The sequence below is a fragment of the Pseudomonas cremoricolorata DSM 17059 = NBRC 16634 genome (assembly GCF_000425745.1).
GTDB lineage: Bacteria > Pseudomonadota > Gammaproteobacteria > Pseudomonadales > Pseudomonadaceae > Aquipseudomonas > Aquipseudomonas cremoricolorata.
In genome coordinates this window covers 271695-291968 of the sequence record NZ_AUEA01000006.1, presented here as the reverse complement: position 1 = coordinate 291968, position 20274 = coordinate 271695, and the positions used below count along the sequence as shown (strand labels likewise).

19 protein-coding genes and 4 tRNA genes are annotated in these 20274 nt (G+C 62.8%); 18 read left to right on the top strand and 5 right to left on the bottom strand.

The window, feature by feature from the left end; all coding sequences use genetic code 11:
• The first annotated feature begins 89 nt into the window (after positions 1-89).
• The 7 genes from alaS (at position 90) to mgtE (ending at position 6699) form a co-directional block, all read left to right on the top strand.
• On the top strand, positions 90-2714 hold the full coding sequence (gene alaS, locus H618_RS0108075) for an alanine--tRNA ligase (RefSeq protein WP_028694592.1): 2625 nt from the start codon (positions 90-92) through the stop codon (positions 2712-2714).
• A 124-nt stretch (positions 2715-2838) separates the two neighbouring features.
• Positions 2839-4074: an aspartate kinase gene (locus H618_RS0108070; protein ID WP_028694591.1), complete on the top strand. Its 1236-nt coding sequence runs from the start codon at positions 2839-2841 to the stop codon at positions 4072-4074.
• A gap of 150 nt (positions 4075-4224) precedes the next feature.
• Positions 4225-4413 (top strand): carbon storage regulator CsrA, encoded by a 189-nt coding sequence (csrA, locus tag H618_RS0108065; RefSeq protein WP_028694590.1) that lies wholly within the window; start codon positions 4225-4227, stop codon positions 4411-4413.
• 72 nt (positions 4414-4485) lie between these two features.
• Positions 4486-4576, top strand: a tRNA-Ser gene (locus H618_RS0108060).
• Positions 4577-4683: 107 nt separating this feature from the next.
• Positions 4684-4760: transfer RNA gene (locus tag H618_RS0108055), tRNA-Arg, on the top strand.
• Positions 4761-4831: 71 nt separating this feature from the next.
• Positions 4832-4908: transfer RNA gene (locus H618_RS0108050), tRNA-Arg, on the top strand.
• Positions 4909-5256: 348 nt separating this feature from the next.
• Positions 5257-6699: a magnesium transporter gene (gene mgtE, locus H618_RS0108045; protein ID WP_028694589.1), complete on the top strand. Its 1443-nt coding sequence runs from the start codon at positions 5257-5259 to the stop codon at positions 6697-6699.
• A gap of 65 nt (positions 6700-6764) precedes the next feature.
• On the opposite strand, the gene H618_RS0108040 is transcribed toward mgtE, so the two are convergent.
• Positions 6765-7091, bottom strand: coding sequence for an Arc family DNA-binding protein (locus H618_RS0108040; RefSeq protein WP_028694588.1), 327 nt, complete (start codon positions 7089-7091; stop codon positions 6765-6767).
• A 347-nt stretch (positions 7092-7438) separates the two neighbouring features.
• On the opposite strand from H618_RS0108040, the gene phnN reads away from it, so the two are divergent.
• Positions 7439-8035 carry a phosphonate metabolism protein/1,5-bisphosphokinase (PRPP-forming) PhnN gene (gene phnN / locus H618_RS0108035; protein ID WP_028694587.1) on the top strand — a complete coding sequence of 199 codons (597 nt, stop codon included), beginning with the start codon at positions 7439-7441 and terminating at the stop codon, positions 8033-8035.
• Between the two features lie 116 nt (positions 8036-8151).
• Positions 8152-8228 (top strand) — tRNA-Arg (locus tag H618_RS0108030).
• Positions 8229-8327: 99 nt separating this feature from the next.
• Here the strand turns inward: H618_RS0108030 and H618_RS0108025 are convergent.
• Positions 8328-8762, bottom strand: coding sequence for a DUF2846 domain-containing protein (locus H618_RS0108025; protein WP_050577246.1), 435 nt, complete (start codon positions 8760-8762; stop codon positions 8328-8330).
• 378 nt (positions 8763-9140) lie between these two features.
• Between H618_RS0108025 and pstS the strand changes: the two genes are divergently transcribed.
• The 6 genes from pstS to H618_RS0107990 all read left to right on the top strand — a co-directional run bounded on the left by pstS (position 9141) and on the right by H618_RS0107990 (position 14336).
• Positions 9141-10169, top strand: a complete 1029-nt coding sequence (gene pstS, locus H618_RS0108015; protein WP_028694585.1) for a phosphate ABC transporter substrate-binding protein PstS — start codon at positions 9141-9143, stop codon at positions 10167-10169.
• Between the two features lie 69 nt (positions 10170-10238).
• The gene (gene pstC, locus H618_RS0108010) at positions 10239-11204 is read left to right on the top strand and encodes a phosphate ABC transporter permease subunit PstC (protein WP_028694584.1); all 966 of its coding nucleotides are present in this window, start codon (positions 10239-10241) and stop codon (positions 11202-11204) included.
• The gene (pstA, locus tag H618_RS0108005; RefSeq protein WP_028694583.1) at positions 11204-12097 is read left to right on the top strand and encodes a phosphate ABC transporter permease PstA; all 894 of its coding nucleotides are present in this window, start codon (positions 11204-11206) and stop codon (positions 12095-12097) included. The genes pstC and pstA overlap by 1 nt, the downstream gene beginning before the upstream one ends.
• Positions 12098-12172: 75 nt before the next feature.
• Positions 12173-12934 carry a phosphate ABC transporter ATP-binding protein PstB gene (pstB, locus tag H618_RS0108000; RefSeq protein WP_050577245.1) on the top strand — a complete coding sequence of 254 codons (762 nt, stop codon included), beginning with the start codon at positions 12173-12175 and terminating at the stop codon, positions 12932-12934.
• A gap of 89 nt (positions 12935-13023) precedes the next feature.
• Entirely contained in the window at positions 13024-13722 is a 699-nt protein-coding gene (locus H618_RS0107995; protein WP_028694581.1) for a hypothetical protein, read from the top strand.
• On the top strand, positions 13722-14336 hold the full coding sequence (locus tag H618_RS0107990; protein WP_050577244.1) for a hypothetical protein: 615 nt from the start codon (positions 13722-13724) through the stop codon (positions 14334-14336). The genes H618_RS0107995 and H618_RS0107990 overlap by 1 nt, the downstream gene beginning before the upstream one ends.
• A gap of 1 nt (position 14337) precedes the next feature.
• Here the strand turns inward: H618_RS0107990 and H618_RS0107985 are convergent, their stop codons facing one another.
• Complete coding sequence (locus H618_RS0107985; RefSeq protein ID WP_028694579.1) at positions 14338-15525, bottom strand: MFS transporter; 1188 nt, start codon at positions 15523-15525, stop codon at positions 14338-14340.
• A gap of 67 nt (positions 15526-15592) precedes the next feature.
• Positions 15593-16552 (bottom strand): LysR family transcriptional regulator, encoded by a 960-nt coding sequence (locus tag H618_RS21420; RefSeq protein ID WP_050577243.1) that lies wholly within the window; start codon positions 16550-16552, stop codon positions 15593-15595.
• 140 nt (positions 16553-16692) lie between these two features.
• Here H618_RS21420 and H618_RS0107975 point away from each other — a divergent pair, with 140 nt between their 5' ends.
• Complete coding sequence (locus H618_RS0107975) at positions 16693-17877, top strand: MFS transporter (RefSeq protein ID WP_050577242.1); 1185 nt, start codon at positions 16693-16695, stop codon at positions 17875-17877.
• Positions 17878-18027: 150 nt separating this feature from the next.
• A complete protein-coding gene (locus H618_RS0107970; RefSeq protein WP_028694577.1) occupies positions 18028-19032 on the top strand; it encodes a bile acid:sodium symporter family protein in 1005 nt (334 codons plus the stop codon).
• A gap of 8 nt (positions 19033-19040) precedes the next feature.
• Here H618_RS0107970 and H618_RS21415 read toward each other — a convergent pair whose 3' ends face one another.
• Positions 19041-19748: a GNAT family N-acetyltransferase gene (locus H618_RS21415; RefSeq protein WP_033727560.1), complete on the bottom strand. Its 708-nt coding sequence runs from the start codon at positions 19746-19748 to the stop codon at positions 19041-19043.
• A gap of 214 nt (positions 19749-19962) precedes the next feature.
• On the opposite strand from H618_RS21415, the gene H618_RS21410 reads away from it, so the two are divergent.
• The gene (locus H618_RS21410; protein WP_050577241.1) at positions 19963-20271 is read left to right on the top strand and encodes a DUF6555 family protein; all 309 of its coding nucleotides are present in this window, start codon (positions 19963-19965) and stop codon (positions 20269-20271) included.
• Positions 20272-20274 lie beyond the last annotated feature (3 nt).

Sequence of the window (20274 nt, the reverse complement as noted above, 5' to 3'; positions counted from 1 at the left end):
GAGCTTGCAGGACCGATATAATGCGGCCCTTTGCCGTCGTTTCGTCGACGCGTTTGCCCCAAGGGGCCGCCGTTTCCGTGGAAGAACCTATGAAAAGCGCAGAAATCCGTGAAGCCTTCCTTCGCTTCTTCGAAGAGCAGGGTCACACCCGAGTGGCGTCAAGCTCGCTGATCCCGGGCAATGACCCGACCCTGCTATTCACCAATGCCGGCATGAACCAGTTCAAGGACTGCTTCCTCGGCCAGGAAAAACGCGCTTACACCCGTGCAGTCAGCAGCCAGAAGTGCGTTCGCGCCGGTGGCAAGCACAACGACCTGGAAAACGTCGGCTACACCGCGCGTCACCATACCTTCTTCGAAATGCTCGGCAACTTCAGCTTCGGCGACTATTTCAAGCGCGACGCGATCACCTTCGCCTGGACCTTCCTGACCTCGGAAAAATGGCTGAACCTGCCCAAGGACAAGCTCTGGGTCACGGTCTACGCCACCGACGACGAAGCCTATGACATCTGGACCAAAGAAGTCGGCGTGCCTGCCGAGCGCATGGTCCGTATCGGTGACAACAAGGGCGCGCCGTACGCTTCCGACAACTTCTGGACCATGGGCGATACCGGCCCGTGTGGCCCGTGCACGGAAATCTTCTACGACCACGGCGCCGACATCTGGGGCGGCCCGCCCGGCTCGCCGGAAGAAGACGGCGACCGCTACATCGAAATCTGGAACAACGTCTTCATGCAGTTCAACCGCACCGCCGACGGCGTGCTGCACCCGCTGCCAGCGCCGTCGGTGGACACCGGTATGGGCCTGGAGCGGATCAGCGCGGTGTTGCAGCACGTGCATTCGAACTACGAGATCGACCTGTTCCAGAGCTTGCTCGCCGCCTCGGCCAAGGCCATTGGCTGCAGCAACGATGCGCAGGCTTCGCTCAAGGTGGTGGCCGACCACATTCGCTCGTGCGGCTTCCTCATCGCCGATGGCGTGCTGCCGTCCAACGAAGGCCGCGGCTATGTGCTGCGCCGGATCATCCGTCGCGCCTGCCGTCACGGTAACAAGCTCGGCGCCAAGGGCAGCTTCTTCTACCAGATCGTCGCGGCCCTGGTGGCCGAGATGGGCGATGCCTTCCCCGAACTCAAGAGCCAGCAGGCGCACATCGAGCGCGTGCTCAAGGCCGAGGAAGAGCAGTTCGCCAAGACCCTCGAGCAGGGCCTGCGGATTCTCGAGCAAGACCTCGCGCAGTTGGCTGGCAACGTGGTTCCGGGCGATGTGGTGTTCAAGCTTTACGACACCTACGGCTTCCCCATGGACCTGACCGCCGACATCGCCCGTGAGCGCGAGCTGACCATCGACGAGGCAGGCTTCGAGCGTGAAATGGACGCCCAGCGTGAGCGCGCCCGCTCCGCCAGCGCGTTCGGCATGGACTACAACAGCCTGGTCAAGGTCGACACCGCCACCGAGTTCCTCGGCTACGCCGCCACCGAAGGCCAGGGCAAGGTCGTTGCCCTGTACAAGGACGGCCAGGCCGTCGAGCAGCTGGGCGAAGGCGAAGAGGGCGTGGTGATTCTCGACCGTACGCCGTTCTACGGTGAGTCGGGCGGCCAGATCGGCGACGTTGGGGTACTGGAGGTGGGCGGTGCTCGCTTCGAGGTGCGTGACACCACCAAGACCGGCGGCGCCTTCCTGCACCACGGCATCATGGCCAGAGGTGCGCTGGCACAAGGCGCCGAGGTTCAGGCGCGGGTCGAGGCCCAGGTGCAACAGGCCACCTCGCTCAACCACTCGGCCACCCACCTGCTGCACGAAGCGCTGCGTCAGGTGCTCGGCGAGCATGTGCAGCAGAAAGGCTCGCTGGTCGACAGCCAGCGCCTGCGCTTCGACTTCAGCCACTTCGAGGCGGTCAAGCCTGAGCAGATCAAGGCGCTGGAAGACATCGTCAACCGCGAGATCCGTCGCAACACCGAAGTGCTCACCGAAGAAACCGACATCGAGACTGCCAAGCGCAAGGGCGCCATGGCGCTGTTCGGTGAGAAGTACGGTGATACCGTGCGTGTGCTGAGCATGGGCGGCGACTTCTCGGTCGAGCTGTGCGGTGGCATCCACGCCAAGCGCACCGGCGACATCAGTGTGTTCAAGATCATCAGCGAAGGCGGCGTCGCCTCCGGCGTGCGCCGTATCGAAGCGGTCACCGGCGCAGCGGCGCTGGCCTACCTGAACGCTGCCGAAGAGCAGGTCAAGGAAGCCGCGCAGCTGGTCAAGGGTAACCGTGACAACCTGATCGACAAGCTGTCGGCGGTGCTCGAGCGCAACCGTCAGCTGGAAAAGCAACTGGAACAGTTGCAGGCCAAGGCCGCCAGCGCCGCCGGGGATGATCTCTCCAACGCGGCGGTTGCGGTCAAGGGCGCCAAGGTGCTCGCCGCTCGTCTCGACGGGCAGGACGGCAAGGCACTCCTGGCGTTGGTCGATCAGTTGAAGAACAAGCTCGGCCACGCAGTGATCCTGCTGGGCAGCGAGCATGAGGGCAAGGTCGTGCTGGTGGCCGGCGTGACCAAGGACCTCTCCAGCCAACTCAAGGCTGGCGACCTGATGAAGCAAGCCGCCGCAGCAGTGGGCGGCAAAGGCGGTGGTCGTCCGGACATGGCCCAGGGCGGCGGCGTGGACGTCGCTGCTCTGGACAAGGCCCTGGCCCTGGCCGTGCCATTCGCCGAGCAGGGACTTTGAGATGGGGCGTGCGCTGCTGCGTGTCGAGCCGTCTGCCCGTGCCGGCAGCGCCTTCGACCGCGGTGGCGCATGCCCCATGATGGATTGTTTACTGGGGCCCCTGGGGGGCTGAGGCACCTTTGAAATGGCGTTGATCGTACAGAAATTTGGCGGTACCTCTGTCGGATCCATCGAGCGGATCGAGCAGGTTGCCGACAAGGTCAAGAAATTCCGCGAGGCGGGCGATGACCTGGTGGTCGTGCTGTCGGCCATGAGCGGCGAAACCAATCGCCTGATCGACCTGGCCAGGCAGATCAGCGACAAGCCCGACCCACGCGAGCTGGACGTGATCGTGTCCACGGGCGAGCAGGTGACCATCGCGCTGCTGGTGATGGCCCTGATCAAGCGCGGCGTGCCGGCTGTGTCCTATACCGGCAATCAGGTACGCATCCTCACCGACAGCGCGCACAACAAGGCGCGTATCCTGCAAATCGACGACCAGAAGATCCGCGCCGACCTCACGGCCGGCCGCGTGGTGGTGGTCGCAGGTTTCCAGGGCGTCGACGAACACGGCAACATTACCACCCTCGGGCGTGGCGGTTCGGACACTACCGGCGTTGCCCTGGCAGCGGCCCTGAACGCTGCCGAGTGCCAGATCTACACCGATGTCGATGGCGTCTACACCACCGATCCACGTGTGGTGCCCCAGGCTCAGCGCCTGGAGAAGATCACCTTCGAAGAGATGCTGGAAATGGCCAGCCTCGGTTCCAAGGTGCTGCAGATTCGCTCGGTGGAATTCGCCGGCAAGTACAACGTTCCGCTGCGCGTGCTGCACAGCTTCAAGGAGGGTCCGGGCACCCTCATCACCATTGACGAAGAGGAATCCATGGAACAGCCGATCATCTCCGGTATCGCTTTCAATCGCGATGAGGCCAAGCTGACCATTCGCGGTGTACCCGATACCCCGGGTGTGGCGTTCAAGATCCTCGGCCCGATCAGTGCTTCGAACATCGAAGTCGACATGATCGTGCAGAACGTGGCCCACGATAACACCACTGACTTCACCTTCACCGTGCACCGCAACGAGTACGAGAAGGCGCTGAGCGTGCTGGAAAACACCGCCCGTGAAATCGGTGCGCGTGAAGTGATCGGTGACCTGAAGATCGCCAAGGTGTCGATCGTCGGCGTTGGCATGCGCTCCCACGCAGGCGTTGCCAGCCGCATGTTCGAGGCCCTGGCCAAGGAGACCATCAACATTCAGATGATCTCCACCTCGGAGATCAAGGTGTCGGTGGTGATCGAAGAGAAGTATCTGGAACTCGCTGTGCGTGCGTTGCACACGGCTTTCGAGCTGGACGCGCCTGCCCGCCAGGGCGAGTGACACGCCCCTGAAAAGGGCGCGGCTTGCCGCGCCCTTTCGCGTTTCTGGCGCTCGTGCCTGCTCCTGTCCTTGCCGGCACGACCGTTCAATGGGCTTCGGCCCTGCTGCACAATGACTGTTATCCCTGATTGATTGTTTGAGGAGAAAGCTATGTTGATTCTGACTCGTCGGTGCGCCGAGAGCCTGATCATTGGAGACGGTGAGATCACCGTTACCGTTCTGGGAGTCAAAGGCAACCAGGTTCGTATCGGTGTCAGCGCGCCCAAGGAAGTGGCCGTGCACCGTGAGGAAATCTACCTGCGGATCAAGAAAGAGAAGGACGACGAACCAAGCCTTTAATTTTTATCGGTTTTTTTTAGAAAAAAGGTTTGCAAACGGGGAGGGGTCTGGTTAATATACGCCCCGTGTTGCGGTGAGGTGGCCGAGTGGCCGAAGGCGCTCCCCTGCTAAGGGAGTATACCTCACAAGGGTATCGGGGGTTCGAATCCCCCCCTCACCGCCATTATTTCGCAAGGCTTGCTGAAATCGTTGAAGTTGTTAAGTCGTTGAATTTAAACGAAAAATAGCTTGGAAAATACGCTCAGCAAACTATAATGCGCAGCAAGACACGGACCCATAGCTCAGCTGGATAGAGTACTCGGCTACGAACCGAGCGGTCAGAGGTTCGAATCCTCTTGGGTCCGCCACTTTTGAAGTGGCTTTGAACATCAAGGCAACTTCATCAGCCAGTGGTAATCTGGTCAAAAACTACCATCACGGACCCATAGCTCAGCTGGATAGAGTACTCGGCTACGAACCGAGCGGTCAGAGGTTCGAATCCTCTTGGGTCCGCCACTTTCAAAGAAGCCCGCTTGATCAAGCGGGCTTTTTATTGCCCGCGATTCATGTTTCTGTCCAATCCCCTCGCTAAACTGCCCTACAACGGTCATTCCAGACTCCCGTGTGCCGCACGGAATGTCGTGTGTGTTGTCACAGCTTTAGTCTGCAAGCGCTTGTTCTATTCGAAAAAATTAAGCGAACCAGCCGCTTGGGCAGTGTATGATTGCGCCCGTCAGCCCCGCCGGGGCTTGTGGAATCCCACCATGGACTTACCCAGTAGTTACTTGTCGATAAGCCTCATCAAGCCTGATCTGACCGATTGATTCTCCCGGCGTGCTCCGCTGCTGGGAGTGGAGTTCGCCTATGACCGAAATCGAAGTAAAGAAAGCGCAGGAAAGCCTGCAAGACCGCCTTGCCCAGGTCATCGAGCTGCTGCAACGCCAGCGCATCGTCGAAGACCTCACGCACTGCCAGGAAAGCCCGCACCACGATCTCGTGGAAAACCTGGTGCACCGGCAGAACCTGGTCGAGCTGCAACGCAAGCTCGACGACCTTCACCCGGCCGACGTCGCCTACATCCTCGAAGCCTTGCCCCTGGAAGACCGCCTGACGGTCTGGCAGCTGGTGCGCTCGGACCGCGATGGCGACATTCTGCTGGAAGTCTCGGACGCCGTCCGGGAAACCCTGATCGCCGACATGGACGATCACGAGCTGCTCGCAGCCGCCAAGGAAATGGACGCCGACGAACTGGCGGACCTGGCGCCCGAGCTGCCCCGTGACGTCGTCCATGAGCTGATGGAAACCCTCGATGCCCAGCAACGCGAGCGTGTACGTTCGGCGCTGAGCTACGACGAGGAGCAGATCGGTGCGCTGATGGACTTCGAGATGGTGACCATCCGCGAAGACGTCAGCCTGGAAGTGGTGCTGCGTTACCTGCGCCGCCTCAAGGAGCTGCCCAACCATACCGACAAGCTGTTCGTGGTCGATTACGACGGTATCCTCAAGGGCGTGTTGCCGATCAAGCGACTGCTGGTCAACGACCCGGACAAGAAGGTGGCGGAGGTCATGGCGACCGATCCGGTCAGCTTCCGTCCCGAGGAAGATGGCTATGACGCGGCACAGGCCTTCGAGCGTTATGACTTGGTCTCGGCACCCGTCGTTGACAAGAGCGATCGCCTCATCGGCCGTCTGACCATCGATGAAATGGTCGACCTGATCCGCGAAGAGAGCGAGAGCGAAGTGCTCAACATGGCCGGTCTGCGCGAAGAAGAAGACATCTTCGCCTCGGTCTGGCGCTCGCTGCGCAACCGTTGGGCGTGGCTTGCGATCAACCTGATCACCGCCTTCCTCGCCTCGAGGGTCATTGGTCTGTTTGAAGGCTCTATCGAAAAGCTGGTCGCACTGGCCGCGCTGATGCCGATCGTAGCGGGCATTGGTGGCAACTCGGGCAACCAGACCATCACCATGATCGTGCGCGCCATGGCGCTGGATCAGGTCAGTCCGGGCAACACCGCACGGCTGATGCGCAAGGAGCTGGCCGTGGCGCTGATCAATGGCCTGGTCTGGGGTGGGGTGATCGGCGCGGTCGCCTATTGGCTCTACGGCAGTTGGTCGCTGGGTGTGGTGATGACCGGTGCGATGACCCTCAACCTGCTGCTGGCAGCGCTGATGGGCGTGCTGATTCCCATGACCCTGATGCGTTTGGGGCGCGATCCGGCCATGGGCGCCAGTGTAATGATCACCGCGGTCACCGACAGCGGCGGGTTCTTCATTTTCCTGGGGCTTGCGACCATCTTCCTGCTCTGATCATCGCCAACCGACAGGCACAAAAAAGCCAGCGAAAGCTGGCTTTTTGCTGCTTGACGATTGGATCAGGAAGCGTCGGCAGCCATTTCAACGTCGTGGGCGATCAGCGCTACCAAGGCGTTCTGCTGGCGGTGGGACAGCTGACGGAAGCGTTGCAGCAGTTCGCGTTCGTGCAGGCTCAGCTCAGGGCTGTCCAGGCGCATGCTCAATTCTTCACCCAGAGCGCCTTCCTGAATAAGGCTTTGCTCGAGGCGGGCGATGATCTCGGAGTTCATGCTGCGGTGGTGGTTGCGCGCTACTTCGGCAATGCGCTCACGCATTCCGTCTGGCAGGCGGACGACGAATTTGTCAGCGGTGCGGCTTGAGTAAACAGCCTGTTTCATTGGGCGCATATAAATTGACCGGTTCTTCTGGTTCAGGGGGAGCGGTTCTCAGATTGCCCGCGCGTTGATGGTACGACCGCGACGACTGCAAAATGTTCAACCGCTGCGTGGACAAGGGTACCTATAGTGTCTCAGGGTCGCCGGTTCCTTGGCGTCAAATCTGTGACAAATAGTGAGCCGGGTAAAGGCTTTTTGCCAGTACCTATTATCAGAAATGCGCACTGGTTAGAAAAGTGAAAGCCTTTTCATCGTATCGACGCGAGTAAGCATGTTGTCGTAAAGATCGTGTAACAGTCGATAATGCGTCGTTAAAATCAAGAAATCTGTAGGAATACCCTGAGGTGAGCGTAGTGGCGATCCGGCATCTGGCAAGTGGTTGCGCAAGAGAATATGGGCGGCTGGTTTTGCTGGTCGGTCCTTCGGGTGCTGGCAAGGACTCGCTGCTGGAGGCCGCCAGGCCGGTGTTGCAGACGCAGGAGGTCGAGATCGCCCAGCGGGTGATCACTCGCTCCGCCGAAGCGGTTGGCGAACAGGCGGTGGCGGTCACTGAACAGCAGTTCGATGAAATGCGCCAGCAGAACATGTTCGCCCTGCATTGGCAGGCCAATGGCCTGCAGTACGGCATCACTCGGCAGCTCGATGCCTGGCTGGAGCAGGGCAGGTCGGTAGTGGTCAATGGCTCCCGCGGGCATCTGGCGCAGGCCCGCGAGCGCTATCCGCAGGCCTTGGTGATTTACCTGGAGGTGAGCCCGCAGTCCTTGCGTGAGCGCTTGCTGGCCCGCGGTCGTGAGACGCCCGAAGCCATCGAGCAGCGACTGGCGCGCAGCATGATGTGGCGTGTCGAAGACATCCCCGACGTGCGTCGCCTGGAGAACTCTGGTGAATTGAGCCAGGCGGTGGAGGGCCTGCTTGCGCTGTTGCAGGAAGAAGGAATCATCGAGCAGCGGGATTGAACGCTACCCCAGGAAATGGCTTACAGGCCAATCGCCTGATTCGCACATGACAAACGGGCGTGTGCTGGTTAACATGCACGCCGTCCGCGCTGGCGCTCGTTCGGCGCAACGCTTTGGTCTCAGTAGCTCAATTGGATAGAGCATCCCCCTCCTAAGGGGAAGGTTGCAGGTTCAAGTCCTGCCTGGGACGCCATGTTTCATGCGGGGTTGAAGTCCCTGGTCGCTTGGATGACTGACTCCGCAGGGCCGTGATGGGCGCATTCACTGCCCTGAGTCCTTGATGTAGCACCGCTTACAAAGCGCCTGCCAGCTTGGTTTCGAGAACGCCTTTCTTGCCCTCGGCCTCAGACACCAGATGCAGCCTGCTGCGGGCATAGCCCAAGCCCATTTTCACTTCTTGCCAGATATAGACATTCTTGCCGGGCTGGGTGTCGATCTTGAGCATGACCAGGTTTTCGGCGTCGGAGGCAATGGTGTGGGCACCGGGCGGCACATCTGCCACCAGATAGGTATGCGCCGACGTGGCACCGATCACCCGGCCGTCGACCATCACATTCATCTTGATGCCACCCCCGAAGAGCTCATTGCGATAGATGTAGATCCTCGACATATCTGTCGGAGCGACGAAGCGCTTCATCTCGCTATCTGCTACCGAGTCCCCCATTGGCACCGAGGCGCAACCTTGCAGGATGCCGATCAGGGCAAGTACGCCCGCTAGCTTTTTCATTCTGATGTCCTATCTGTGGATGATGGCGAAGTGCCGCTCGCCGAGGTTTATACCTTGGGTTCATCGGTCTGCCAATCCCGCCCGATGCGCAGAGGTCCGGCCATCGCCGAACTGCCAGATCCCCTGAGCTCATGCCGCATCAGCCTGATCGATGCCCAATGTAGAAGGCATCCTTGATTGGGGCGCATCACTCGGTGAATTGGCTTGTTCAGTCATCCGCCTGCATGACTTCATCGCGTTGAATCAAGTCGATCCTCTCGCCGCACAGTCGTGATTTTTTCCCCCGCTGTGGGAACTTTCTGCGCTGCCACTGGACGTTCATAATTTTGTAACGCTGCTGCTGCACAGTGCTTCGGCCATCACACGGAGCGCTTTTCCATGATACGCCTGATGAAGTCTGCTGCACTTGCCGTTGCGGTCTCCCTTAGCGCCACCTCGGCGTTCGCCGCTGAGAGCATCCGCCTGACCGGCTCGGGTGCCAGTTTCCCTGCACCGATCTACCTCACCTGGTTCAAGGATTTCAGCAAGAAAACCGAGGGTGTGACCGTCGACTACCAGTCCAAAGGTAGTGGCGCAGGGGTGCAGGACTTCCTGAACAAGACCGTCGACTTCGCCGCCAGCGACTCGGCCATGAAGCCTGAAGAAATCGCCAAGGTCAGCGAGGGCGTGCAACTGCTGCCCATGACTGCCGGTGAAATCGTTCTGGCCTACAACCTGCCAGGCAACCCCAAGGGGCTGAAGCTGTCCCGCGAAGTGTATTCGGACATCTTCCTGGGCAAGATCACCCAGTGGAACGATCCGAAGATCGCCGCCGCCAACCCTGATCTGAAACTGCCTGCCACGCCGATCACCGTCGTCGTGCGCGCCGACTCCAGCGGTACCACCGCAGTCTTCACCAAACACCTGTCGGCCATCAGCCCTGCCTTCAAGGAAGCGCTGGGCGAGGGCAACACGGTCAACTGGCCTGCCTCCGACAAGTTCATCAAGTCGCCGAAGAACGATGGCATCACCGCCACCGTACGTCAGACCCCAGGCGCCATCGGCTACATCGAATACGGCTTCGCCAAGCTGGCCAAGGTCGATTTCGCCGAGCTGGAGAACCAGGCCGGTCAGTACGTAGTGCCAAGCGCCGAAAGCGGTGCCGAAGCACTGGCTGCCGTGAACATGCCGGAAAACCTGGTGGCCTGGCTGCCTGATCCACAGGGTGCCAAGTCCTACCCGATCACCTCCTACACCTGGATGATCTTCCGTAAGGACAACGGCAACCCGGCCAAGGCCAAGGCCATGCGCGAGATGGTCGAGTACAGCCTCACCGAAGGCCAGAAGATCGCCGACTCGATGGGCTACATCCCGCTGCCGCAGTCGGTCGTCGACCAGGTGCGCAAGGCTTCTGCCAACATTCAGTAAGCCAAGCAGGTCGCTCTCGGCAGGCCCTGGCTGGCCGAGAGCGTTCGTTTCCCGTTCCGGAATTCGCCCATGAATACACCTTTTTCCATACCGGATAACCCCGACTCGGCCTGTCGGCCGCCGTCTGCCAAGGATTTTCTGGTCGACCGCATCTTCCGCGGGCTGGCGCGCATCGGCGTCGTGCTGATTCTCGCACTGGTCTTCGCACTGGTTTATGAAGTGGGACGCAAAGCGCTCCCCGGCATGGAAAAATACGGTTTCGACGTGCTGTTCGGCACCGTCTGGGACGTCAACCAAGGCAAATACGGCATTCTTCCAGCGATCTGGGGCACGCTCTACAGCGCCTTCATCGCTCTGCTGATCGCCGGCGTCTTCGGTATCAGCATCGCTATCTTCCTCACCCAGGATTTTCTGCCCGCCAAGCTTGCGGCGGTGTTTCGCACCATCGTCGAACTGCTCGCGGCGATTCCCAGCGTGGTGTATGGCCTGTGGGGCATCTATGTGGTGATCCCGGCCATCCGCCCGCTGACCACCTGGCTCAACAGCGAGCTGGGCTGGATTCCTTTCTTCGGCACCTCGCTCAGCGGCCCCGGCCTGCTGCCGGCGGCACTGGTACTGGCGATCATGATTCTGCCGACCGTCGCTGCGGTGTCGCAGGATGCGCTGACCAGCGTGCCGATGAAAACCAAACAGGCCGCCTACGGCATGGGTACGACCCACTGGGAAGCGATTCTCAAGGTCATGGTGCCCTCGGCCGCAACCGGCATCTTCGGCTCGCTGGTGCTGGGCCTGGGTCGCGCCCTTGGCGAAACCATGGCCCTGGCCATGCTGGTGGGTAACGCCAACACCCTGTCGGTGTCGCTGTTCGCCCCGGCCAACACCCTGGCGGCACTGCTCGCGCTGAACTTCCCGGAAGCCGGCCCGAGCGAAATCGAAGTCTTGATGTACGCCGCGCTGGTGCTGATGTTCATCACCCTGCTGGTGAACGTGCTCGGCTCCATGCTGATGCTCTACGCGCAACGGGGGAATAAATGATGACCAGCCTGACCACCCCCAGCAAAGCCCTGCCGAGCCTGCAGCGCCGTTTCGAAGGCCGCGCCCTGCGCAGCCTGGTGCTCACGTCGCTGGTCTGGTGCGCGGCGTTGATCGCCAGCGTGCCGCTGATTTCCGTGCTGTACATGCTGATCACCCGTGGCGGTGCGCGGCTGAGCCTTGAGGTGTTCACCGAGCTGCCGCCCACCGGCTTCGAAATGGGCGGCGGCTTCGGCAACGCCATGGCCGGTACCTTTGTCATGGTCGGCATCGCTGCGGCGATTGCCGTGCCGATCGGCATCCTCGCGGCGATCTTCCTCGCCGAGCTGGGGCCCGAGAGCAAGCTGGCCAACGCCTCGCGCTTCGCCGCTAAGATGCTCACCGGTCTGCCATCGATTCTGGCCGGCGTGTTCGCCTACGCCCTGGTGGTGATGACCACCGGCACCTATTCCGCCCCGGCCGGCGGTGTGGCGCTGGCGGTGCTGATGCTGCCGATCGTGGTGCTGACCGCCGAAGAGTCGATGAAGATGGTGCCCAAGATCATGAAGGACGCTGCCTACGGCATGGGCTGCACCCGCGCCCAGGTGGTCTGGAAGATCATCCTGCCGACCGGCCTGCCGGCGATTCTCACCGGGGTCATGCTGGCCGTGGCACGGGCTGCAGGCGAAACCGCGCCGCTGCTGTTCACCGCGCTGTTCAGCAACTACTGGATCTACCACGACGGCAGCCTGGCGGTGATGAACCCCACCGCGTCGCTGGCGGTACTGATCTACAACTTCTCTGGCATGCCTTTCGACAACCAGCTCGAGCTCGCCTGGGCGGCCTCGCTGGTACTGGTGATGATCGTGCTGGTGGTTAACATCGTGAGCCGAGTCTTCGGCAAGCCCAAGTATTGAGAACGGGAGTCCCTGAACGTGAACGTATCAACTGCGCAACGAGCCGCTCCCCTGGCCAGCGAAGCGCCAGTGGTCATGGACTGCAAGCTGGACAAGATCTTCTACGGCAACTTCCTTGCCGTGCGCGATAGCCACGTGCCGATCGAGAAGAACAAGATCACCGGTTTCATCGGCCCATCCGGCTGCGGCAAAAGTACCGTGCTGCGTAGCCTCAACCGCATGAACGACCTGGTCAAAGGCTTCCGCTTCGAAGGCCACGTGCACTTCCTGGGCCAGGACGTGTATGGCAAGGGCGTCGACCCGGTGGTGGTGCGCCGCTACATCGGCATGGTGTTCCAGCAGCCCAACCCGTTCTCCATGAGCATCTTCGACAACGTCGCCTTCGGCCTGCGCCTGAACCGCTACAAGGGCGATCTGGGCGACCGCGTCAAGCACGCACTGCAAGGCGCGGCGCTGTGGGACGAGGTCAAGGACAAGCTCAAGGTCAGCGGCCTGTCGCTCTCCGGTGGTCAGCAGCAGCGCCTGTGCATCGCCCGCGCCATCGCGACCGAGCCGGAAGTGCTGCTGCTCGACGAACCCTGCTCGGCGCTCGACCCCATCGCCACGCGGCGGGTCGAGGAGCTGATGGTCGAGCTGAAGAAGGATTACACCATCGCCCTGGTGACCCACAACATGCAGCAGGCGATTCGTGTGGCCGATACCACGGCGTTCTTCTCGGTGGACATCACCCAGGGCACGCGTACCGGTTACCTGGTGGAAATGGGCCCGACGGCGCAGATTTTCCAGAGCCCACGCGAACAACTGACCAGCGATTACATCAGCGGCAAGTTCAGCTGATGCAGGTCGCCAGCCACTGGGCTGGCACTCGGGCGGGGCGGCGCAGGCTGCACCCGCCGCTTTCCGTTCAACGCTTCACAGGATTGCCAATGCCCGTTACGCGTCGCCTCGATCTGCCCGCCATCGAACGTGCCCTGCGCGACGTCCAGGCGCGCTTCGCCCAGCTCAGCCAGCAGTTCACCGAGCCCCGTGATCCGTTCACCGACGAAGTGCTGCACAACGTCGTTGAAGGCTACGCGCTGATCGACGATTATGTCGCCCGCGGCGTCGACCTGTTCGATCTGCAGCAGCTCAACCTGATGCTGGAGATCAACGCCACCGTGCTGTGTGGCAACGATCCTGCACGTCGGCTGGAGTTCGCCCCGCACCTGGCTGCGACCGAAGAGCGCTTCTTCAACAATGTCGAAGGCGGGATCAAGGACCTGTTCAACTGGTACAACGCGTACCGCAGCGATTCGCTGTGGAAGCGTGTCGCAGGTGTTTACGTGCGTATCCTGAGCAAGCCGCAACTGTTCATCGAAGGCAACAACCGCACCGGTTCGCTGATCGTCAGCTACTTGCTGATGCGCGCCGGGCTGCCACCGTTCGTGCTGACCCTGGAAAACGCCGAAGGCTATTTCAACCCGTCCTCGGTCATTCGCAATTCGGCCAAGCATGGCGTGAAGGCGTTGTACGAGTTGCCCAAGATCAAGAAAAAGTACGCCGCTTTCCTTGAAGCTCAAGCGCCGGCTGCAGAACGGTTCAGTCTTGGCCCAGCGCCAACCCCGATTCACCAGGAGCGCCACTGATGGCCCGCTATCTTTTGCTCGACCACTGGCGCAGCGGTAGCCGCCTGGCCCAGCACGCCGTGCAACGCGCGTTCAAGCGCCCGCAGTTGCGCGTTTCTTTCGATATCGACGACACCCTGGCCTGTCTGCCCGAACACAGCGCCGCCGAGAATGAGGTGCTGCCCGGCTGCCTGCACCGCTGGCTGGGCGAGCCGCTGCGCGCCGGCACCCGCAGCTTGTTCCGCGAGCTGCGCGAGCAAGGCTGCAGCATCTGGATCTACACCTCGTCCGGGCGCAGCCAGGCGTACATCCGCCGCTGGCTGCTGATGTACGGCATCCGCGTCGACGGCGTGGTCAACAGTGACCGCCACCAGCAAGTGCTGAGCAGCCGCGGCCTGGTCAATACGCCGTCGAAACTGCCGTCGGCGTTCGACATCGACCTGCATGTCGACGATTCCGAAGGCGTGCGCAGCGAAGGCCATGAGCATGGTTTTCGCGTGGCGGTGATCGACCCGCAGGACGCCAACTGGACCGGCGCGGTGCGCGAGGCCGTGGCCCGCGCACAGGCGCAGCTCGACTGGCAGCACGCCGCCGCGCCGAGGGCAGGGCAGCGCGGTCAGGTCATCGCTTCCTGAGTCAGCCTGGCGAACGCAGGCGCGCCACCCAGGGCGTGAGCAGCAAGGCCAGCAGCGCCAGGGCGGTGGCCATATAGCTGACCGCAGCCAGTCCCAGGGTGGGGATCACGGCGCCGCCAATGACCGCACCCAGAGCGATCCCGGCGTTGGCCGCCGACACATTGGCGGTGCCGGCCAATGCCTTGGAATGGCTCACTGCATTCATCACCCGCACCTGGCAGATCGGATACAGCGCGGTGTTGGCCACCGCCCACACTGCCAGCGCCACACACTGCAGCACCGGCCATTGCGCCAATGCGCCGAACAGGCCCATGCCCACTGCCAGCAGCAGGGCGAACACTGCCGTGGCGCCGATGGCCGATCGATTGACCCACACCCCGCCCAGCCAGTTACCGATCAGCCCGACTGCGCCAAACGCCATCAGCCACCAGCCCACATTCAGTGACGCCACCCCAGCCCGCTGCACCAGCAGGTCGGCCAGATAGGTGTAGGCGGTGAACATGGCACTGAAGACCACCACCGACAGTACCAGGTTGATCAGGAAATACGGTTCGCGGAACAGCTTGAGCTGGCTTGCCAGGTTGACCTTGGCCGCCTTGGGCGGAGTCGGCATGCACACGGCCATGGCGATCGCCATCAACAGCGACAACGCTGCCAACGCCCAGAACGCACCGCGCCAGCCCACCGCTTCGGCGGCCAGGGTGCCCAGCGGAATGCCCAGCAGCAGGGCGGCGGAAATGCCCAGGTAGACCCGCGCGACGGCTTTGCCTTGCGCCTCGGGTGGGGCAATGCTGGCTGCGGTTTCGCTGGCCGTGCCCCAGAACACCGGCAGCGCCAGCGCCGGAACGAAGCGCGCCAGCGCCAGTACCCAGATATTCGGCGCCATCGCTGCCAAGGCGTTGGCTGCGGCGAACAGCAGCAGAATGCCGGTAAACAGCGTGCGCCGATTCAAATGCGCCAGGGCTGCGGTCATCGGCGGCCCGGCGAGCATCACGGTAAAGGCGAACAGGGTCACCAGTTGCCCGGCCGCGGAAATGGAGATGCCCAGGTCACGGGCCAGCCCCGGCAGCAGGCCGACGATGAGAAATTCAGTGGTGACAATCAAGAATGCCGACAGCGCGAGGATGACGATGCCGGCGCGTGAACGAGGTGTGCCAGCCACGGCAGATGCAGCAGGGTGAGCGGTCATGACAGGTTCCAGCAGTGAGGAACCGGGCAGTCTAATCAGTCTGTTGCGGGGGATTTCGGGTGGATTTTCATGTCACTGATGAATCAGATTCACTAATCGGCGCGTTCAATTGGTGACCATCGGTTCGTAGCGCCGCGGTCAGCACCTGCAACAGGGCATCGACCCGGGCCAGCGACTCGCGCTTCTTCAGCCACAGCACGTTCATCGCCAGACCCTCGAGCGCCAATTGCGGTAACACCTCGACCAACGCTCCCGATTCCAGGTGCTGCCTGACCAGCCAGGTCGGCACCTGCGCGATGCCAAAGCCTGCCAGCAGCGCGGCGACCATCGCCTCGCCGTCACCGACGATCAGGCGCGCGGGCATGTTGCGCCGTTCTACCTCACCGGGTGAGTCACCGCTGATCAGCCACGGGCTGCCCAGGCCATTGGCCTGGCCGTAGATCACGCAGGCATGCTGCATCAGCTGTGCAGAGGTTCGCGGCTGTCCGTGAGCCTCGAGGTAGGCGGGTGCGGCGCAGAGGATGAAGTGCTGGCGGCCGATGAAGCGACGTCCCAGCGCCTCGGGCCAAACGTCCGAGCCACCGATGCGTACGGCGATGTCGATGCCGTCTTCGGCCAGGTCGACGAAGCGGTCACTGAAGGAAATCTGCGGCTGTACCTGCGGGTAGCGCCTGGCCCAGTCGAGGATTACCGGCAGCACATGCAGCCGGCCATAGGCGGCCGGCAGGTCGATGCGGATGGGCCCGCGCAGTTCGCAGCGGTCGCTGTGCAGGGCCTGTTCGGAGTGCTGCAGATCGGCCAGCAGACGGGCGCAGGTCTGGTAATAGGCAGCGCCGGCCTCGGTCAGCGCCAGGCGCCGGGTGGTGCGTTCGAACACCCGCAAGCCCAGGCGTGCCTCCAGCCGGGCGATGCTCTTGCTCACCGCCGAGGCGCTGAGGTTGAGGTGCTCGGCGGCGGCGGCGAAGCTGCCACGGTCGGCGACGCAGACGAACACGTCGAGGCCCTTGAGGCGTTCGGAGGCTTGCATGGTCGGGGTCTTTCCAAAGTCTGCGGCGTAGGCGATGGGGCATTATCCAGCATCCGTCGTTGCGCGCATCCCTCGCGCACATTTGACCTGTTCGGCAAACCTGCCTAGGGTATCGCGCTGTTTGCCTGCCTGAGATACCCATGTCCGATCGTTCTCCCTTGCCCGCAGCGGTGTACCTGCTGGGGTTGACCATCTTTTCCCTGGTGACCGCCGAATTCATGGTCGCTGGCATGATGCCGGCCCTGGCCGAAGACTTCTCGGTGAGCCTGGCGCAGGTCGGTAACCTGATCGCCTTCTACGCTCTGGGCATGGCCCTTGGCGCACCGCCGGTGACGGTGCTGGTGGTGGCCCGTGGCATTGGCAACAAGCGCGCGTTGCTTGGCCTCTTGGTGGTGTACGTGCTGTCCGCGGCCCTGGGCGCGGCGGCGCCGAGCTATACGGTGCTGCTGCTGGCGCGGGTGCTGATGGGTGTGTCCAGCGCTGCCTGTATCGGCCTGTGCATGACACTCTGCGCCAGTCTGGTGACGCCAGCGGCGCGCGGCCGGGCGGTGGCGGTGGTGCTGGCCGGGTTGATGCTTTCGCCGGTGATCGGGGTGCCGCTGACCAACATCGTCGAGCACCACTTCGGCTGGCGTGCCAGCGCCTGGCTGATCGTGGCGCTGTCGCTGCTTTGTGCGCTGTTGGTGGCAACCTGCCTCAAGCCCAGTGCCGGCGACCGGCAGACCCCGCTCAGGCAGCAGTGGCTGTCGCTCGGCAATCCGGCGCTGTGGGGCGCTTACCTCACCAGCGGGCTGATCATCGGCGCCACCTTCGCCGGCTTCAGCTACATCACCCCGATTCTGCTCGACGCGGTGGGCGTGCTGCCGAGCCAGGTGGCGCCGCTGCTGGCGCTGTATGGCGTGGCCAACGTGCTCGGCAACCTGCTGGTGGGGCGCATCGCCGACAGCCATACCTACAGTGCACTGGGCTGGGGCCTGGTGCTGCTGACCCTGGCGATGGGCGGCTTCGCCATGGCCGGGCACGTGGTGTGGTTGAACCTGGCCTGCTTCATCGCCATCGGCCTGACCGGCGTTGCGCTCAACCCGGCCATGGTCGCGCGGGTGATGAAGGCCGCTGAGCCTGGTGCGCTGGTCAATGCCTTGCATACCTCGGTGATTACCGCGGGCCTGGCGCTGGGCAGCTGGGCCGGGGGCGCGGCCATCGAGGCCGGCTACGGCTTGCGCGCGCCGCTGTGGGTAGGCGCGGTGCTGGCCCTGTGTGGTGTGGTCAGCCTGTTGCGCCCTTGGCTGGGCGCACGCACGGCCGCCCCGTGCAACGCCCTGTGAAGGCACCGGTGTCGGCCCGGGCCGGAAAGAACCAGTAACATTTCCGCAAACGGGCAGTCGGTGTATGGTGCTTCTCGCGCGCCGAACCGCTGCCAGGCTGCCGACCTTGGCGGGCGCGCATGCCATTCCGATAACAACAGGATCTTTTTCATGGCTCGCTCGCGTTTCCTGCCCGACAACTTCACCCTGACCCTGGTCGCCGTGGTCCTGGCCGCCACGCTGCTGCCGGCCCGCGATCAAGTCGCGGTGCTGTTCGAGTGGATCACCAACATCGCCATTGGGCTGCTGTTCTTCCTGCACGGCGCCAAGCTATCGCGTGAGGCGATTCTCGCCGGCGCCGGGCACTGGCGCCTGCACCTGCTGGTGTTCATCTGCACGTTCGTGCTGTTCCCGCTGCTGGGCTTGGCGCTCAAGCCAGTGTTGCTGCCGCTGGTGGGCAAGGACCTGTACCTGGGCTTCCTCTACCTGTGCGCACTGCCGGCCACGGTCCAGTCGGCGATCGCCTTCACCTCGCTTGCCCGCGGCAATATTCCGGCGGCAATCTGCAGTGCCGCGGCATCGAGCCTGCTGGGTATTTTCATCACCCCGCTGCTGGTGGCCTTGCTGCTCAACGTGCACGGCGACAGCGGCTCCACCGTCGAGGCGATCCGCAAGATCAGCCTGCAACTGCTGGTGCCGTTCATTGCCGGGCAGATCGCCCGGCGCTGGATCGGTGAGTGGGTCGGGCGCAACCGCAACTGGCTGAAGGTGGTCGACCAGGGTTCGATCCTGCTGGTGGTGTACTCGGCGTTCAGCGCCGCGGTGATCGGCGGCCTGTGGCAGCAAGTGCCGCCGGCGATGCTCGGCTGGCTGGTGCTGGGCTGCTGCGTACTGCTGGCCCTGGCGCTGGGCATCACTGCACTGCTGGGCCGTTGGCTCGGTTTCAATCAGGCCGATCGCATCACCATCCTGTTCTGCGGCTCGAAGAAGAGCCTGGCCACTGGTGTACCGATGGCCCAGGTGCTGTTCGCCGGCAGCAGCATTGGCTTGCTGATCTTGCCGCTGATGCTGTTCCACCAGATCCAGCTGATGGTCTGCGCTGCCTTGGCGCAGCGTTATGCGCGGCGCCCGGAAGACCTCGACGACGCAAACGCGGCCGTCAAAAGCGCCCGCTAACGGTCAGCTCATTGGGCCCTGAAGCTGCTCAGGGCCTGACGCTGGCGGCCCTGCTCATCGAAGTTCTCTGGGGCCAGCCAGGCCTGCAGCGCGGCGCGCACGGCTGGCCACTGGCTGTCGATGATCGAATACCACGCGGTATCGCGGCTACGCCCCTTGTACACCACGGCCTGACGGAAGGTGCCTTCGTAGATGAAGCCCAGCCGCTCGGCTGCCCGCCGCGACGGCGCGTTGAGGTCGTCGCATTTCCACTCGTAACGCCGATACCCCAGTTCATCGAAGGCGTAGGCCATCAACAGGTACTGCGCCTCGGTAGACAGTGGCGACTGCTTGAGCGCGGGGGAGAACGTCACGCTGCCGACTTCGATCACCCCATGGGTCGGGTCGATGCGCATCAGCGCCAGGGTTCCCACCGCCTTGCCGCTGGCCTGGTCGATGACCGCGTAGTGCAATGGATCGCTGCTCTGCGCGGCACTGTGTGCGTAGGCGCGGTACTGCTCGAGGTTGTCGAACGGGCCGACGAACAGGTAGGTCCAGTCGCGGCCGTCGCTGGCGGCGGCATAGGCCTGGTACAGGTCGCTGGCATGGGCCTCGGCGTCCAGCGGCTGCAGGCGGCAATAGCGGCCCTGCAAGGTCACAGAACCCGGCCGCGGGCGCGGCGCCCAGTCGGGCAGTTGGGGGCCGATAGGTTGCGCGTAGTCATTGGTGCGGTTCATCGTCGCAGGTCCGGAAGGCAGCAGAAGCCTTCACTGTAGCGCGTCGAAGGCCTGGGCCAAGGGCCATTGCGCAACCATTGCGGGGTGCCAATCGGCTGACGCGAGACGTCGTGGCCGAGGCGTTGTGCACGGATGTCGTGGTGCTGCCAGATAGAATGAATCTTTCCCGTCGCAGAGCGCTCCGATAGCCAGTGGAACGATTAGGGAGGCCGCAATGGCAGGACAGCAGTTGTATGTGATCGAGTACGCCCTTCATGGCGAGCCGCGGACGTTCATCATTCGTCTTGAGCGAATGGACAACGCCGAAGCCTGGCATTGGGCAAGTTGCGATGCCGGCGTGGGGATCATCCCGCGTTTTGGTCAGCACAAGATCAAGAAGGTCAGCCGGCCCATGGCCGAGCGTTATGGCATCACCGAGGTGCGCTGGCGTGTGGCAGGCCAGGGCCCGGAGTTCGTCGCCCCGCCCATCGACATGAAACGCATGGGCGGTGACGCCGGCAAGGTCTGCGCGGAAGGCTCCTGAGCC

Bases quoted from the DNA above. Each gene is read 5' to 3' on its own strand.
- H618_RS0108025 (WP_050577246.1), bottom strand. From the start codon at position 8,762: ATGAAAAAGCTAGCGGGCGTACTTGCCCTGATCGGCATCCTGCAAGGT.
- pstB (WP_050577245.1), top strand. From the start codon at position 12,173: ATGGACTGCAAGCTGGACAAGATCTTCTACGGCAACTTCCTTGCCGTG.
- H618_RS0107985 (WP_028694579.1), bottom strand. From the start codon at position 15,525: ATGACCGCTCACCCTGCTGCATCTGCCGTGGCTGGCACACCTCGTTCA.
- H618_RS0108040 (WP_028694588.1), bottom strand. From the start codon at position 7,091: ATGCGCCCAATGAAACAGGCTGTTTACTCAAGCCGCACCGCTGACAAA.
- pstC (WP_028694584.1), top strand. From the start codon at position 10,239: ATGAATACACCTTTTTCCATACCGGATAACCCCGACTCGGCCTGTCGG.
- H618_RS0107995 (WP_028694581.1), top strand. From the start codon at position 13,024: ATGCCCGTTACGCGTCGCCTCGATCTGCCCGCCATCGAACGTGCCCTG.
- H618_RS0107970 (WP_028694577.1), top strand. From the start codon at position 18,028: ATGGCTCGCTCGCGTTTCCTGCCCGACAACTTCACCCTGACCCTGGTC.
- H618_RS0107990 (WP_050577244.1), top strand. From the start codon at position 13,722: ATGGCCCGCTATCTTTTGCTCGACCACTGGCGCAGCGGTAGCCGCCTG.
- H618_RS0108070 (WP_028694591.1), top strand. From the start codon at position 2,839: ATGGCGTTGATCGTACAGAAATTTGGCGGTACCTCTGTCGGATCCATC.
- alaS (WP_028694592.1), top strand. From the start codon at position 90: ATGAAAAGCGCAGAAATCCGTGAAGCCTTCCTTCGCTTCTTCGAAGAG.
- csrA (WP_028694590.1), top strand. From the start codon at position 4,225: ATGTTGATTCTGACTCGTCGGTGCGCCGAGAGCCTGATCATTGGAGAC.
- pstS (WP_028694585.1), top strand. From the start codon at position 9,141: ATGATACGCCTGATGAAGTCTGCTGCACTTGCCGTTGCGGTCTCCCTT.
- H618_RS21415 (WP_033727560.1), bottom strand. From the start codon at position 19,748: ATGAACCGCACCAATGACTACGCGCAACCTATCGGCCCCCAACTGCCC.
- H618_RS0107975 (WP_050577242.1), top strand. From the start codon at position 16,693: ATGTCCGATCGTTCTCCCTTGCCCGCAGCGGTGTACCTGCTGGGGTTG.
- H618_RS21410 (WP_050577241.1), top strand. From the start codon at position 19,963: ATGGCAGGACAGCAGTTGTATGTGATCGAGTACGCCCTTCATGGCGAG.
- H618_RS21420 (WP_050577243.1), bottom strand. From the start codon at position 16,552: ATGCAAGCCTCCGAACGCCTCAAGGGCCTCGACGTGTTCGTCTGCGTC.
- pstA (WP_028694583.1), top strand. From the start codon at position 11,204: ATGACCAGCCTGACCACCCCCAGCAAAGCCCTGCCGAGCCTGCAGCGC.
- mgtE (WP_028694589.1), top strand. From the start codon at position 5,257: ATGACCGAAATCGAAGTAAAGAAAGCGCAGGAAAGCCTGCAAGACCGC.